The sequence below is a fragment of the Bifidobacterium sp. ESL1130 genome, from assembly GCF_058507935.1.
This window is the reverse complement of the sequence record NZ_CP196379.1, coordinates 1,463,534-1,478,884: the sequence shown is the minus strand read 5'-3', so window position 1 is coordinate 1,478,884 and position 15,351 is coordinate 1,463,534. Positions and strand designations below refer to the sequence as shown.

Here is a 15,351-nt window from a genome sequence, read left to right as displayed (position 1 = left end):
ATGACGTCCACAGCGCATCAGGAGCACGACACCGAACAAGGTGGGCATGGCCGCTATTCCGGCCTGCTCAATGTTGTCATGCGCAAAGTGGACGGCATACCGCTCACCGTCAAACTGGTGGCATGCATGCTGGTGCTGCTTGCCGTCGGTACTTTCGGCATCTCATTCACCATCCGTCAGCTGGTGGGCGACTACCTGATGGAGAAGACCGACAACCAGCTTCGTGACCAAGCGCCGCTCATCTACAACAACGCCAAATGGCTCGATCAGCGCAGAGGAGACGGCCGCAGCTCAGGGATCCCCAACGACTATTTCCTACAGTACCGCGACATGGAAAATCGCATCATCTACACCCCGCTGCTCCCCACGCTCAAGGATGATGTGCTGGCTGAACCGGACTTGCCGGAAAACGGGTCGATGGGCAGCGTGAAGCTTGGAGAGCCATTCACCGCGCAATCCAAACTCATCAGCGCCGGCCCGACGGCGAACTCGATGACGTTGCAGAAAGCCAAGGCGCCCTGGCGGGTGTTGGCGTTGGCCAGGCAGGACAAGCGCGACGATGGCACGTTGGTGACCACGCAAGTGGTATACATCGGTTTATCCATGAGCGACCAGATCGACGTGGTGGGCACACTCACCCGTGATGCCTTGCTTTTGAGTGTGGGCATCGTGCTCATCGGAGGCGTGGTGGGCAGCCTGCTCGTCAGACGTACGCTGGACCCGTTGAAACGCATCGAGAAAACAGCGGCGAAAATTGCCAACGGTGACTTGGGGCAGCGCGTTCCCACGGCGCCTGCGAACACCGAGGTTGGCTCTCTTGCCTCGTCGCTCAACGCCATGCTGGCGCGTATCGAACAGAGTTTCAAAGAACAGCGCGTGACCACGGAGAAAATGAAACAGTTCGTCTCCGACGCCAGTCACGAATTGCGCACTCCACTCGCCGCCATCCACGGATACGCCGAACTGTACACCATGCAGCGGCAGATGCCCGGGGCGTTGGAACGTGCCGATACCTCCATCGCACATATCGAGGATTCCAGCTCGCGCATGACAGTGTTGGTCGAAGACCTGCTGTCCTTGGCACGGCTCGATGAAGGGCGCGGCGTGGACACCACGCAGACGGTGGAACTGCATCAGATGCTCGGTGACGCCGTCGATGACCTGCATGCATTGGACCCCAAGAGGGACATTCACCGCGGCACTCTGGCGGTTGCACCGCAAATAGACGGTCAGCCGTCCCAGCTGGTCTTCAAGCAGGGACGGTTCCCCGATGTCGAGCTGCAGGGCGACGGCTCGCGGCTGCGACAGGTGGCGACCAACATCGTGGGCAACATTCACCGTTACACACCAGCCGATTCGCTGGTGGAAGTAGGACTGAACATCATCCGTTCGGGTATGGGTGCCGATGAGCTGCAGGATATGGAACAGACCTCGCTGTCGTTGGAACATTTCCTCGACATGGCGGTCGACCTGCACGAGGACGATCCGGGGCGGTTGTACGCGGTCATGATGTTCCGCGACCATGGGCCTGGAGTGCCCGAGGAGAAGCAGTCACAGATCTTCGAGCGCTTCTATACCGCCGATCCCTCCCGAGCCAGGGAGAAGGGCGGCACCGGTCTGGGCATGTCCATAGCCAAATCCGTGGTACACGCTCATCACGGATTCATCTGTGCCGGCACCACTCCCGGAGGAGGGCTTACGCTCACCATGATTCTTCCCGTAGCGCTTCGGGGCTCGCAAGCAGTAGAATAGGATGAGCAGTGTGCGCTGACGTTCGGTTATGCCGTTCGGCGGCGTTGAATCAAGAGAGGTGAACAATGCCCAGCGGGAAAGTACGGTGGTTCGACCAGAAGCGTGGATACGGTTTCATAACCAGCGATGAGGGAGGGGATGTATTTCTTCCTGCCTCGTCTCTGCCGCAAGGCGTGAACATGGTGCGCAAAGGCGCCAAGGTCGAGTTTTCGGTGGTGGACGGCCGCAAAGGGCCGCAAGCCATGGACGTGGAACTCAGCGGTCCCGCCCCTTCCATCGTCGAGGCCACACGCCCGGCACCGGACGACATGGCAGCGATCGTCGAAGACCTGATCAAACTGTTGGACGGTGCCGGCAACACGCTGCGACGCCACCATTATCCGGACGCGGCACAGTCGCGCAAACTCGCGGTGCTGCTGCGCGCAGTCGCCGATAATTTCGATGTACAGGAATAACGCATGACACAATCCATGACGGCCGCACAAGAGCTGGCTCAGGCAGTGGCGTTCGAAACCGCCGATGATCCTAGCCAGGTAGGGGACTTCCTTCAGGTCATTGACTTGGGGGAGGGCGTAAGCGACTTCAGGTTTGCCTGCCGCATGCGCGGTTATGAAGGTTGGCAGTGGGCGGTCACGCTCTTCCGTGATGCCGACGGGGCATGGAGTGTCAACGAAGCGTCACTCGTGGCCACCGATGAGTCATTACTGGCTCCTCAATGGGTGCCGTGGAAAGACCGCATCGAAGCCAAGGATATATCGGTCACCGACGCTTTGGGCACCGATCCCGACGATCCGCGTCTGGAACCCGGATACCAGGAATCGCAGGACGCCGACGAATCTGTCCCGCATGATGCCGATCAGGACGATGACATTGATGGTATCGGTGGCGCAGAAGGCGATGAAGGCGCAGAAGTGTCCGGTCGCAGCAACGACGGAGCCACTGCATACGGCAACAACGCAGATCATACCGCACAAGAAACGCAAGCAGCAGAGTCCCAAGACGGTGTCGGCGAGAGTGAGACCGCAGAAGAAACCGCCGAAAGCGATGCTGACAGCGGCGAGATGAGTGATCTGGATGAAGTGGTGGAGGAGTTTTCGCTCTCCCGGCGTCATGTACTGAGCGCATTAGGGCGCTCGCAGACCGCCAAACGTTGGTATCAAGGACAGCGCGGACCCAAATCCTTATCCACCAAGACCGCTGCCGGAAACGTGTGCAGCACGTGTGGGTTCGCGGTGCCGATGGTGGGAGAGTTGGGCACGATGTTCGCAGTATGCGCCAATCGGTGGAGTCCTGATGATGCCAAAGTCGTCTCGCTCGATCATGGGTGTGGTGAGCATTCCGAGATCGAACAGCCTGAGCCGTCGAGGCTTTGGATGCAGACGAAACCGGCGTACGACGATGTTCACATCGACGTGTTTGACCGTCACGAGGGGCGGAATGCCGAACGGGTGGAGTTGCTGGAAGACGTCATTGAGGATGCAGTGCAAAACTAGATGAATGTCTTGGTAGGGACAAGGTTGCGTTCTTAGCGCAATCTGCCTGGTGCGGAATAATCGTACACGTGAATCTGTAGAGTTGAGATAAGTACTGTCGACATTGGAAGGACAAGTATGTTCGAACGGTTTACCGACCGTGCCAGGCGCGTGATTGTGCTGGCGCAGGAGGAAGCGAAAACCCTTCAGCACAACTATATCGGCACTGAACATCTGCTGCTCGGCCTGATTAGGGAAGGCGAAGGCATCGCTGCCAAAGCGCTGGAAGCAAAGGGTGTTACGCTTGATGGCACGCGCAAGCAAGTTGAGGAGATGATCGGTAAGGGGAGTGCTGCTCCGGACGGCCATATTCCGTTCACGCCTCATGCGCGGCAGGTCTTGGAGTTGAGTTTGCGTGAGGCTTTGCAGCTGGGGCACAGCTACATCGGCACCGAGCACATTCTGCTGGGTCTCATCCGTGAAGGCGAGGGTGTGGGTACCCAGGTGCTCATCAAGATGGATGTGGATTTGGGCGAGTTGCGCAGCTCCACCATCGATTTGATTCGCGGCAATGGCGCCAAAGACTCAGAGAACGGCAAAGGCGAGCTGGCCAATGCCGGCGGTGTCCAGGACAAAGCCCGCAAAACCGGTTCTGCATTGCTCGATCAGTTTGGCCGTAACCTGACTGTCGAGGCTACAGAAGGTAAGCTGGATCCGGTCATTGGCCGTGCCAAGGAGATTGAGCGCGTCATGGTAGTGCTCTCCCGGCGCACCAAGAACAATCCGGTGCTTATCGGTGAACCTGGCGTAGGTAAAACCGCTGTCGTGGAGGGGCTGGCACAGAAGATTCACGAGGGTGACGTGCCTGAGACCCTCAAAGACAAGCAAGTGTATTCGCTCGATCTGGCTTCCATGGTGGCGGGTTCACGTTACCGTGGCGACTTCGAAGAGCGTTTGAAGAAGGTCTTGAAGGAAATCAAGACCCGCGGAGATATCGTACTGTTCATCGACGAGATCCACACCATCGTTGGTGCAGGATCTGCCGATGGAGCACTGGGAGCTTCCGACATTCTCAAGCCCATGCTCGCGCGTGGCGAGCTGCAGACCATCGGTGCCACCACCACCGACGAGTACCGCAAATACATCGAGAAGGATGCGGCTCTGGAACGTCGTTTCCAGCCCATTCAGGTCGAAGAGCCCTCGATCGCCGATACCATCGAGATTCTCAAGGGTTTGCGTGCGCGGTACGAGAACCACCATCACGTCACCATCACAGATGGTGCGTTGCAGGCTGCGGCTGAATTGTCTTCACGCTATATTCAGGACCGCAATCTGCCGGACAAGGCCATTGACCTTATCGATGAGGCTGGTGCCAGGCTGCACATCAAGCGGTTGACCGCTCCTCCAGAGCTCAAGGAGCTTGACAGCCGCATCGCCAAGCTTTCCGACGAGAAAGACGTGGCCATCAAGGATCAGGACTTCGAGAAAGCCGCTGAGCTGCGCGACAGTCAGGAGAAGCTGGAGCAGAGTCGCAAGGAGAAAGAGACCACGTGGCGCGAGGGCGGCAGCAACGTCAAGATGGTGGTTGATGAGGACGTGATTGCCGAGGTGGTGTCGAACACTACCGGCATTCCGGTCTTCAAGCTCACCCAAGCGGAGTCGAAGAAGCTGCTTGGCATGGAATCCTCGCTGCATAAGCGCATCATTGGCCAGGAAGAGGCCGTTTCTGCGCTGTCGCGCTCTATTCGGCGTACACGAGTTGGTCTCAAAGATCCCAAGCGCCCCGCTGGCTCCTTCATCTTTGCCGGTCCCACTGGTGTCGGTAAGACCGAGCTGGCCAAGGCGTTGGCACAGTTCCTCTTCGATGACGACGATGCTCTCATCCGCGTAGACATGTCGGAGTTCTCAGAGAAGTACGCCTCTTCGCGGCTCTTCGGAGCTCCCCCGGGATATGTGGGCTATGAAGAGGGCGGCGAGCTCACCGAGAAAGTGCGACGCAAGCCGTTCTCCGTGGTGTTGTTCGACGAGATTGAGAAGGCTCATCCCGACATCTTCAACACGTTGTTGCAAGTGCTGGATGACGGTCATCTCACCGACGGGCAAGGCCGCAAGGTGGACTTCAAGAACACCATCATCATTCTCACCACCAACCTCGGCACCAAGGACATCGCCAAGGCTGCAAACACCGGTTTCAGTGCGGGGACGAACGGTGAGACGAGCTATGAGCGTATGAAGGGACAGGTGACGAGCGAGCTCAAGCAGCAGTTCCGTCCTGAGTTCCTCAACCGACTGGATGACATCATCGTCTTCCGTCAGCTCACCGAACCCCAAGTGCGTCAGATTGTCGATCTGGACATCAAGAGTCTCAACGACCGTCTCTTTGAACGGCACATGTCGCTCGAGCTGAGTGATGACGCTAAGAACCTCTTGGCGCAGAAGGGCTTTGACCCGCTGCTGGGTGCGCGCCCGTTGCGCCGTGTGATTCAGCGCGACATTGAGGATGCCATCTCGGAGCAGATTCTGATGGGTCAGCTTGAGGACGGGCAGAAGGTTGTGGTCGATGCACAGGGAGAGGGCATCTTGGGAGAGTTCACCTTCCGAGGCGAGCGATTCGAAGACCCTACACTTGTCGAGGCCGAACGCAGTGAGTCTGCAGATGGTGACGCACAGAACACTGTCGAGTCTGACTTGACGGCGGTGCAATCCGGTGCCGGTCACGACGACTCTGCAGCAAGTGCCGCAGATGAGCGCACGGTTCCCGCTCTGCCGGTGCCTCCGCTGACGCCTCCGACTGCAGGTGCAGCCAGTGCCGATGGCAGCGATACCGGTCAGCACGAGACAGAAGCTGAGACTGACAAGGACTCAGACGCGTCACAAGACGAGTAACGCCTAGTGATACCTGCCGCACGAGGTGCGGTCATGTGTTGAGATGAACGAGGTGCATGAACCCCAACCGGTTCATGCACCTCGTGCTATCTGGCCATAGTGTTGATATCGTTTTCGTATCCTGATGCCTTGGTGTCTCGGCATCTTGACTCGCCAAACTGAATATAACAGCTTATAAACTGGACACAAACACGTGGGGGTGTGCACAGGATTTGTGCACACCCCCACAATTATCTGCGACTATATCAGTCGGCAGTGTTCGCCACTACTTTACAGCGTTCAGCCACTGCTCTTTGGTGGCTTTCTCCGCCTCAAGCTTTGCCTTGCGCTTGGCATCGCCTTCGGCGGCAATCTGCTCGTCGAGTGCCTGCAACTGTGCCTTGAGCTGGCTCTCAAAGCTGGAAACACGGGCGTCGGCCTCAGGGTCGCTCTTCTTCCAAGCCGCATCCTCAACCGCCTTAATGGCGCTGTCCACCTGGTCAAGGCCGTTTTCGATGCGGTGCACGTCGTTCCTAGGCACGTAACCGATCTGATCCCACTCGTCCTGAATGGAGGAGAGAGCCTGTCGAGCCTGCTTGGCTGCCTTCTCGTCAGCCACAGGGAGCAGCGCCTGTGCTTTCTTCAGCAGCTCCTCCTTCTTGGCCAGATTCTCTTGTTCGCTGGAGCTCATTTGATCGCGGTCGGCTTGACGTGCATCAAAGAACGTGTCAGCGGCCTGGCGGAAGCGTGCCCACAGGTCGTCCTCTTCACGGCGTCCTGCAAAACCTGCGGACTTCCAACGGTCCATCAGTTCATTGAACTTGTGCGAAGTGGCGCCCCACTCGGTGGAGTCTTTGAGTTCGTTGGCCTCCTTGATGATGGCCTCTTTGGCGGCCTTGGTCTGCTCACGGGCGGCATCGCGAGCCTTGCCCCACTTGCGGCGGCCTTGGTTGACCGCTGAGCGTGCTGCTGAGAAGCGTGCCCACAGAGCATCTGCAGTAGGCTTGTCGATGCGTGCGGTGGTCTTCTGGTGCTCCTGCCAACGCTCGAACAGCGCCTTCACCTTGTCGGTGGCGGACTTCCAATTGGTGGAATCTCCCAGAGATGCGGCCAGAGCCTCGGCTTCCTCGACGATGGCGGTGCGTTCTCTTATCGCCTTGGCGACAGCTTCCTGGCGAGCCTTGGCAAGCTCTTCCTTCTTGGACAGACCTTGTGCTTTGAGTTCCTCGTAGCGGGTATGCAACGCGGCGGTGTCACCCACGACTTCGGCATTGGTGATCTCTTCGCCGAGCGTTGCGATGGACTCGTCAATCTCGTGCGGCTTGATGCTCGGATTGTCCAAACGTGCGGCGAAGAGCTCCAGCTTGGCTTTCAAATCGAGGTAGCGACGGGCATAAAGAGTGAGCGCCTCTTGCGTGTCGGCTCCGGGGAACTGTCCTACTTGACGTTCGGTTCCTGCTTCCTTGACGAACACGCTACCGTTTTCGTCCACGCGGCCAAATGCCTCTGCTGCTTTCACATCAGCTTCGGAGTAGTCTTGCGTCTTCGGCGCTACGGGGTGGTTCATGGGCTTTTTGGCAAAAGCCAGAGGGGAGGGAGCGTGAGGTTTGGGCGCGCTCGGCGTGGCGGGTGAAGTGGCGGTTCCAGCGTCTGTGGTGGGTGTGGGTTGAGTGACTTGTTCGTCGGCCATGGCCAGCTCCTTGGGTCTGTCGTGTAGAGGCGGATACCGGAAGAAGGATGACCTAATTTCGGCTACCTCATTTATTATAAGGAGATATGGCTAAAGGTGCATCATTATCAGGGTTTCCCGAGTGGCTTCCCCAAGAGCGAGTAATTGAACAGCGCGTGATTGATACGCTGCGTCATGTCTTTGAACTCAACGGGTTCATAGGCATAGAAACCCGTGCCGCAGAGCCGGGTTCGAGCCTGCTGAAGAAGGGCGAGACCAGCAAGGAAATCTACCTGCTCTCACGCTTGCAGGAGGTTGGTCACGAGTCCGACACGCCGGTTGAACAGCGGTTGGGGCTGCACTTTGACCTCACCGTGCCGCTCAGCCGTTACGTGGTGGAGAATTCCGGACAGCTTACCTTCCCATTCAAGCGCTGGCAGATTCAGAAAGTGTGGCGTGGCGAGCGTCCGCAAGAGGGCCGGTTCCGCGAGTTTGTGCAGGCTGATATCGATGTGGTAGGCAACGGTGACCTCCCCGCGCACTACGAGGTGGAGTTGCCGTTGGTCATGGTCAGCGCCCTTGAGGAGCTGCGTGCCTTTGGTCTTCCCAAAGCCACGGTGCACGCCAACAACCGCAAGCTTTCTGAAGGATTCTATCGTGGTCTTGGCCTGAGCGATGTGGAAGGCGTGCTGCGTGAGATTGACAAGCTTGACAAGATAGGTGCCGACGAGGTCTCCAAACTGCTAATCAGCGAATGCGGTGCCGACGAGCGTCAGGCCAAAGCCTGTCTTGAACTCGCCGAGCTTAGTGCCGCAGATGGTGCGCAGCTGCGTGAGCGGTTCGATGCATTGTGTGTGGCACACGGTATCGCTCAAGACAGCGATGCCTATGCGCTGGCGATTGAGGGGCTTGACACATTGGCCATGATTGTGGACGAGGCTGCCGCCATTCGTCCGGGTTCCGTCATTGCGGATCTGAAGATTGCACGCGGTCTTGATTATTACACTGGGTCGGTCTACGAGACCTTCTTGGACGGCGCGGCCTCGCTCGGTTCGATCTGTTCCGGCGGTCGCTACGACAACTTGGCATCGCAAGGCAGCAAGAAGTACCCGGGGGTCGGTCTGTCCATCGGTCTGTCTCGTTTGGTGTCCTACATGCTGCACACCGCAGGCGCTGCCGCTTCGCGCATCTCCCCGGCTTCGGTGTTGGTTGCGGTGTGGGATGAGGCTAAGCGTTCCGGATCCAACGCCATCGCCGCGTCGTTGCGTGCCCGCGGTATCGCGGCGGATGTGGCTCCCACAGCGGCAAAACTGGGTAAGCAGATTAAGTATGCCGACAAACTCGGCATTCCGTATGTGTGGTTCCCGGCAGGTCAGAGTGATGATGCGTCCGATGCCATCGAGGGCGACTCGGTGAAGAACATCGTGACAGGAGAGCAGGTTCCGGCCAATGCCGATTCTTGGACTCCCGACGATCGGTACGCCGAGCAAAGCGTGTCTCTGGAGCAATGATTGAGCGATGGCTCGTCCAGCCAGTCGTCTTGCCTACCTCGCTCGCTCTTGGCTGAGTTCAGCGAGTAGTGGTAATTATCCTGGTCATTGTCTTTCTACCGTGCCTATTTCTGGCTGAGATAGATCGAAACGTACCCATACGCCGGCTGTATGCCTGTAAATGGGTACGTTTCGTTCACATTTAAGCTGATTTATGAACGAAACGTACGCATCTTGATCCGGTATCGCCTTGAGTGGGTACGATTCGGTCACCTGAGTGACATGATGCGAGCAGACGAGTGGTATTGGCGGCAGTGACGGGCGGTTGTCACGTCTGGGCAGCTCGCTAGTCTAAGAGCGGTAAAAACGTTGGCGTGGAACCGAATGCTGGTTCCATCAGTGGCCATGAATGCCCGGGAGCTGGACGCTCGCGGCTTCGCAGAGCAAAAGGAATAGAGGAAGTATGAGCCAGACGGCGTACAGGACACATCACGCAGCGCAGGTAGGAGAGGATCTCATCGGCCAGCACGTGACCCTCGCCGGTTGGGTGGATCGCCGGCGTGACCACGGCGGTGTGGCCTTCATTGATTTGCGTGACAACACCGGCTTGGTGCAGGTCGTCATCTACGATGAGGAGATTGCGCGCCCGTTGCGCAGCGAGTTCGTGGTGCAGATCGAGGGTGAGGTGCGTGAGCGTCCTGAGGGCAACGAGAACGAGCACTTGGGCACGGGCAAGGTCGAAGTAGTCGCCGAGAAGCTGACGGTATTGGCCAAAGCCGATGCGCTGCCGTTCCAAGTCTCCACAGCGCTGGAGAACGAGTCTGAGAACAAGCTGCCTGGTGAGGACGTGCGTCTGAAGTACCGTTACCTGGACCTGCGACGTCCGCAGATGCAGAGCAATCTGAAGCTGCGCAGCGACATGACACGCGCTGCTCGTCATGCGCTCGAAGATATGGACTTCACCGAGGTTGAGACACCGACCTTCATTAAGTCCACGCCTGAAGGTGCCCGTGATTTCGTGGTGCCGGCACGTTTGGTGCCTGGCTCCTGGTACGCGTTGCCGCAGTCCCCGCAGCTGTTGAAGCAGCTGCTGATGGTCGGCGGTGTGGAGCGCTACTATCAGCTCGCCCGCTGCTATCGTGACGAGGATTTCCGCGCGGATCGTCAACCCGAGTTCACCCAGCTCGACATTGAGATGAGCTATGTGGATCAGGAAGATGTGATGGCCATGGCCGAGAAGGTCATCGCCGCCATCTGGAAGACGCAAGGCTATGAGGTCAAACTGCCCATCCAACGCATCACTTGGCAGGACGCCATGGATAAGTATGGCTCCGACAAGCCTGATCTGCGCTTCGGCAATCCGATCGTGGAACTCACCGAGTACTTCAAGGACACCCCGTTCCGCGTCTTCCAGGCGCCTTATGTCGGCGCTGTGGTCTTTGAGGGTGGCGCGGACACCCCGCGTCGTCAGTTCGATGCATGGCAGGAGTGGGCGCGCCAGCGTGGTGCCAAGGGACTGGCTTATGTGCAGTTCAGCGCTGACGGTGAACTCAAGGGGCCGGTAGCCAAGAATCTGTCCGACGCCGAGCGCGAAGGACTCAAGCAAGCCACCGGTGCCAAGGATGGCGACGCTGTATTCTTCGCTGCAGGAGCGCGCGAATCCTCACAATTGTTGCTGGGTGCGGCCCGTGTGGAGATCGCCCGCAAGGCGGGGCTGCTCAAGCCTGACGAGTTCGCTTTTACGTGGGTGGTAGACTTCCCGCTCTTCAAGCGCACCGACGATCCTGATGATGACGATGTGGCAGTCGGAAACTCCAAATGGACTTCCATGCACCACCCCTTCACCATGCCTTCCGCAGACTGGATCGATACGTTTGACAAGGATCCAGAGCACGCCATGAGCGATTCGTACGACATTGTGTGCAACGGCGAGGAGATGGGCGGCGGTTCGGTGCGTATTCATCGCACCGATATTCAGGACCGTGTGCTGCAGGTGCTTGGTATCGACGAGGCGGAAGCTCAGGAGAAGTTCGGTTTCCTGCTCGAAGCGTTCAAGTATGGTGCGCCGCCGCACGCAGGCATTGCCTTGGGTTGGGACCGTACCGTGTCTCTGCTTGCCGGTGCAAGTTCCATCCGTGATGTCATCGCCTTCCCGAAGGCCGGTGGTGGACGTGATCCGCTCACTGGAGCCCCGGCGCCGATTTCGGATGCTCAGCGTGCTGAGACCGGTGTGGACTGGGAGCCTGACGAGGAAGAGTAAGGGCTCTCGAGTATGCACAATATGCATACTATGCAGTAAAGAGTAAAAAATACTCGGGCGTGCGGCTGACATGTAGCTGCCACCCGAGTATTTTCGTATCAGTAAGCAAAAAAGTGCGGAAAAAAATTCCTTGAAATATCAAGGAAAACAAGCTTATTTATCAAGTTTATGTCGGCTATATTGCGCATATTGCGAACGTTCGTAACAATGCATCGATATACTGATTCCATGGTAGAGAACACAGTACAAGACCCGCAGCAGGCGGGCACCGGCACCACCGGTTCCAATCAACCGACCGGCCGCGCGCTGGTCGAGCTCAAGCATGTTGAGAAGCACTTCGGTAAGCTGCACGTGCTCAAAGACATCAACCTTACCGTCAAGCAGGGTGAGGTGCTGGTCGTGGTGGGACCTTCCGGTTCCGGCAAGTCGACCATGTGCCGCACCATCAATCGCTTGGAGACCATTGATTCCGGAGATATTCTTATCAGCGGTCATGAACTGCCCCAGGAAGGCAAGGCCTTGGCCAATCTGCGTGCCGAGGTGGGCATGGTGTTCCAGCAGTTCAACCTGTTTGCGAACAAGACCATTTTGGAGAACGTGACATTGGCGCCGATCAAGGTGCGCCATATGGATCCCAAAGAGGCCAACGATTTGGCTATGGATCTGCTGGCACGCGTCGGTGTGGAATCGCAGGCCAACAAGATGCCGTCCCAGCTTTCCGGAGGGCAGCAGCAGCGTGTGGCCATCGCGCGGGCGCTTGCCATGAAGCCCAAGGTGATGCTCTTCGACGAGCCGACCTCCGCGCTCGATCCCGAGATGGTGAACGAGGTGCTCGACGTGATGATCAGCCTTGCCAAGGAGGGCATGACCATGATTTGCGTAACGCACGAGATGGGCTTTGCTCGTCGTGCCGCCGACCGCATCGTGTTCATGGCAGACGGAAAGATTCTTGAAGAGGGCACTCCTGACAACTTCTTCGATCACCCGCAGACCGACCGCGCCAAGGACTTCCTGTCGAAGATTCTGACGCACTGAGCTGAGTATCGAGTGTTGATTGACGTTGGTGTGGTGCCGCCGCACGAACGTGCTGCGTTATATAGGGAAGGATGTGAAACGCGATGAGACGAATGTCGAGACGAACCTCTCGCATATGGCAGCGCATGCTGGCACTGATGTGTGCGGTGGCTTGCGTGTTCACCGTGGCCGCGTGTGGCTCGGGGAGCGAAGAGGGGAAGATTCGGATAGGAATCAAGTTCGACCAGCCTGGTGTCGGATTCAAAAAGGCCGGCGCCTACGAAGGTTTCGATGTGGATGTAGCGCGCTACATCGCTCACGAGCTCGGGTACTCCGAAGGGCAGATCGTGTGGAAGGAGGCTCCCAGCAAGCAGCGTGAGGCCATGCTGCAGAACGGGGATGTCGACATGATTCTCGCATCCTATTCCATTACTGCCGAGCGCAAGAAGGCAGTCTCCTTTGCAGGCCCTTACTTTGTGGCCGGTCAGGATCTCATGGTGAGGAACGACGACCACTCCATCACCGGTCCCAACGACTTGGACGGCAAACGCCTGTGCTCGGTGACCGGCTCCACATCCGCGCAGGTCATCAAGAAGAAATATTCCTCAAAGGTGCAGCTCATGGAGCAGCCTGGATATGCGGAGTGCGCCACGGCCTTGTTCTCGGGCATCGTGGATGCAGTGACCACTGACGACATCATTCTTGCCGGTCTTGCCGCCAACGCAAGGGGTAAATTGCGATTGATCGGCAAGCCCTTCACGCAGGAGTATTACGGCATCGGTGTGAAAAAAGGCAACGACAAGCTGATTGACAAGATCGATACGGCTGTAAACCATATGGTTCAGGACGGTTCGTGGAAGCGTGCCATCAAGGACAACACCCGCGGGGTGAAGTACACGCCGAATGACAAGTATAACCCGCCACTGTCGAACAAGGGAGAAACGGGGGCTTCGAAATGAGTGATTTTGTACAATTGCTGAGTCAATACAATGTTCCCGGTGCGTTCCTAGTCAACATTGAACTGACGCTCTGGTCCGCGCTGTTCTCGTTGATTCTAGGTGTGGTGCTGCTCATGATGCGTATCAGCCCGATCTCGTCGCTGCGCACCTTGTCTGGCGCATACGTTGAGTTGTTCAAAAATATGCCGCTCACCATCATCATGGTCTTCATGGTGCTTGGCGCCTTCGGGCAGCTCAAGCTCACGTTCTCCGACAAGTTCTCAGTGAACTTCTTCTGGTTGGCTGTCACAGGTCTGTCGCTGTACACCGCGGCATTTGTTTGCGAGTCCCTGCGCTCGGGCATCAACACTGTGCCATTGGGGCAAGCAGAGGCCGGGCGTGCTTTGGGGTTGAGCTTCATGCAATCGGCGACGCAGATTATTCTGCCTCAGGCCTTCCGTGGATCGGTGGCACCCTTGGGTAACACGTTTATCGCGTTGCTCAAGAATTCGACCGTGGCCGCCGCCGCATCCGTGGCATCGGAGACCTCATCGTTGATGAGCACCATGATCGAATCCCACGCCAATTCCATCGTACAGATATTCCTCATCTTCGCATTGGGATATGTCATCCTCATCATTCCCATCGGCATCATCACCACGGTGTTGTCCAACAAGCTCGCGGTCAGGAGGTAAAGCCATGAGTGAAGCAAGTAAGCAAAGCTCTCTGCTGTTCGACGAGCCGGGGCCCAAGGGCAAACGCAATATTCTCATCCTCAACATCATCGGTGGCATCGCCATCCTCGCGGTGGCGGTGTGGGTGCTGATGAAGCTGCACAACCCCGAAGGTGGCGAAAATCAGCTGGATTGGCAGCTCTGGAAGCCGGCTTTGGACAGTGAGGCATGGACTGATTTTTATCTGCCTGGTCTATGGATGACACTCAAGGCATCCGTAGTGGCGGTCGTTGGATCGGTGCTGTTCGGCTTCGTGTTCGGCATCGGAAGATTGCTGCCCAATCCGATTCTCAAAGCGGTATCCGCCGTCATCGTCGAGTTCTGCCGCGCCGTACCGGTGCTGCTGCTCATGATCTTCTTCTGGCGGTTCTTCGCGGCCACCGGCATGCAAAGCGCCTCCTACTGGGCGGTCACGCTCGCGTTGATTCTCTACAACGGGTCCGTGGTTGCCGAGCTGATTCGCTCCGGTGTGGGCAATCTTCCCGGAGGTCAGCATGAGGCATCCTTGGCACTTGGTCTCACGCGCACGCAGTCCTTGATGACCATCGAAGTGCCACAGGCGGTCTATGCCATGCTGCCGGCAGCTGTCACCCAGCTTGTGGTGGTACTCAAGGACACCGCATTGGGCTCGATCATCATGTATACCGATCTGCTGCAGGAATCCCGTCGTTTGGGATCCATGTACTTCAACATCCTCCAGACGCTCGTGGTGGCTGCGGTCATTTACTTCGTGGTCTGCTGGCTGCTTTCCAAGCTTGCCGAGTGGCTGCCGTCGCGTATGCAGGTGCACACAGCCGCGCCGACCGAACCGGAACCTGTGGCACCTATCGCCATCATGGATCCCTCGAACGTCAACCAGATTGCCGTGGCAAAAGAAGCTGGTGAGGATCGATACGGCGGGGCGCCGATGCAACATCACGTGCACCATAGCGGTTCGAACGCTTCTGCACGTGGCTGGCGGCGTGACCGCTACCGTCAGGGTTACGACGCCACCCAGCCGGATTCGGAAATCGAGCCGCATTCATTCGAGCTGCCTGACTTCATCAGGCCGAAGACGGAAGCGCCTGAGTCGCGCTCCCAGAACGATAAGGACAAACGGTAACGTTTGTTCCTGACTAGTAGGCGCGCCTACTCGGGTAACCCGTTCTTGTACATGC

9 protein-coding genes and 2 pseudogenes are annotated in these 15,351 nt (G+C 57.8%); 10 read left to right on the top strand and 1 reads right to left on the bottom strand.

Annotation, left to right across the window (positions count from 1 at the left end; translation table 11 throughout):
• The 4 genes and pseudogenes from ACSYSO_RS05790 to ACSYSO_RS05775 all read left to right on the top strand — a co-directional run.
• Positions 1-1,752 carry a sensor histidine kinase gene (locus tag ACSYSO_RS05790; RefSeq protein WP_489797914.1) on the top strand — a complete coding sequence of 584 codons (1,752 nt, stop codon included), beginning with the start codon at positions 1-3 and terminating at the stop codon, positions 1,750-1,752.
• A gap of 65 nt (positions 1,753-1,817) precedes the next feature.
• Complete coding sequence (locus tag ACSYSO_RS05785; protein ID WP_489797916.1) at positions 1,818-2,207, top strand: cold-shock protein; 390 nt, start codon at positions 1,818-1,820, stop codon at positions 2,205-2,207.
• Positions 2,208-2,210: 3 nt separating this feature from the next.
• Positions 2,211-3,245 carry a DUF3027 domain-containing protein gene (locus ACSYSO_RS05780; protein ID WP_491701671.1) on the top strand — a complete coding sequence of 345 codons (1,035 nt, stop codon included), beginning with the start codon at positions 2,211-2,213 and terminating at the stop codon, positions 3,243-3,245.
• 117 nt (positions 3,246-3,362) lie between these two features.
• A pseudogene (locus ACSYSO_RS05775) lies at positions 3,363-5,909 on the top strand (ATP-dependent Clp protease ATP-binding subunit); the annotation flags it as partial.
• Between the two features lie 466 nt (positions 5,910-6,375).
• Here ACSYSO_RS05775 and ACSYSO_RS05770 read toward each other — a convergent pair.
• Entirely contained in the window at positions 6,376-7,779 is a 1,404-nt protein-coding gene (locus ACSYSO_RS05770) for a DUF349 domain-containing protein (protein ID WP_489797922.1), read from the bottom strand.
• An 86-nt stretch (positions 7,780-7,865) separates the two neighbouring features.
• Here ACSYSO_RS05770 and hisS point away from each other — a divergent pair, with 86 nt between their 5' ends.
• From hisS to ACSYSO_RS05740, 6 genes and pseudogenes are all read left to right on the top strand, one after another.
• Positions 7,866-9,269, top strand: coding sequence for a histidine--tRNA ligase (hisS, locus tag ACSYSO_RS05765; protein WP_489797924.1), 1,404 nt, complete (start codon positions 7,866-7,868; stop codon positions 9,267-9,269).
• 442 nt (positions 9,270-9,711) lie between these two features.
• Entirely contained in the window at positions 9,712-11,508 is a 1,797-nt protein-coding gene (aspS, locus tag ACSYSO_RS05760; RefSeq protein ID WP_489797926.1) for an aspartate--tRNA ligase, read from the top strand.
• A 300-nt stretch (positions 11,509-11,808) separates the two neighbouring features.
• Positions 11,809-12,543 (top strand): annotated as a pseudogene (locus ACSYSO_RS05755) (amino acid ABC transporter ATP-binding protein); the annotation flags it as partial.
• Positions 12,544-12,626: 83 nt separating this feature from the next.
• Entirely contained in the window at positions 12,627-13,481 is an 855-nt protein-coding gene (locus ACSYSO_RS05750) for a glutamate ABC transporter substrate-binding protein (RefSeq protein ID WP_491701670.1), read from the top strand.
• Positions 13,478-14,155: an amino acid ABC transporter permease gene (locus tag ACSYSO_RS05745; RefSeq protein WP_489797929.1), complete on the top strand. Its 678-nt coding sequence runs from the start codon at positions 13,478-13,480 to the stop codon at positions 14,153-14,155. The genes ACSYSO_RS05750 and ACSYSO_RS05745 overlap by 4 nt, the downstream gene beginning before the upstream one ends.
• Before the next feature lie 4 nt (positions 14,156-14,159).
• A complete protein-coding gene (locus ACSYSO_RS05740) occupies positions 14,160-15,296 on the top strand; it encodes an amino acid ABC transporter permease (RefSeq protein ID WP_491701669.1) in 1,137 nt (378 codons plus the stop codon).
• Positions 15,297-15,351: the final 55 nt, after the last annotated feature.

Excerpts from the sequence above, each read along its gene's own strand:
- ACSYSO_RS05790 (WP_489797914.1), top strand. The coding sequence starts at position 1 with ATGACGTCCACAGCGCATCAGGAGCACGACACCGAACAAGGTGGGCAT.
- ACSYSO_RS05785 (WP_489797916.1), top strand. The coding sequence starts at position 1,818 with ATGCCCAGCGGGAAAGTACGGTGGTTCGACCAGAAGCGTGGATACGGT.
- ACSYSO_RS05780 (WP_491701671.1), top strand. The coding sequence starts at position 2,211 with ATGACACAATCCATGACGGCCGCACAAGAGCTGGCTCAGGCAGTGGCG.
- ACSYSO_RS05770 (WP_489797922.1), bottom strand. The coding sequence starts at position 7,779 with ATGGCCGACGAACAAGTCACTCAACCCACACCCACCACAGACGCTGGA.
- hisS (WP_489797924.1), top strand. The coding sequence starts at position 7,866 with ATGGCTAAAGGTGCATCATTATCAGGGTTTCCCGAGTGGCTTCCCCAA.
- aspS (WP_489797926.1), top strand. The coding sequence starts at position 9,712 with ATGAGCCAGACGGCGTACAGGACACATCACGCAGCGCAGGTAGGAGAG.
- ACSYSO_RS05750 (WP_491701670.1), top strand. The coding sequence starts at position 12,627 with ATGAGACGAATGTCGAGACGAACCTCTCGCATATGGCAGCGCATGCTG.
- ACSYSO_RS05745 (WP_489797929.1), top strand. The coding sequence starts at position 13,478 with ATGAGTGATTTTGTACAATTGCTGAGTCAATACAATGTTCCCGGTGCG.
- ACSYSO_RS05740 (WP_491701669.1), top strand. The coding sequence starts at position 14,160 with ATGAGTGAAGCAAGTAAGCAAAGCTCTCTGCTGTTCGACGAGCCGGGG.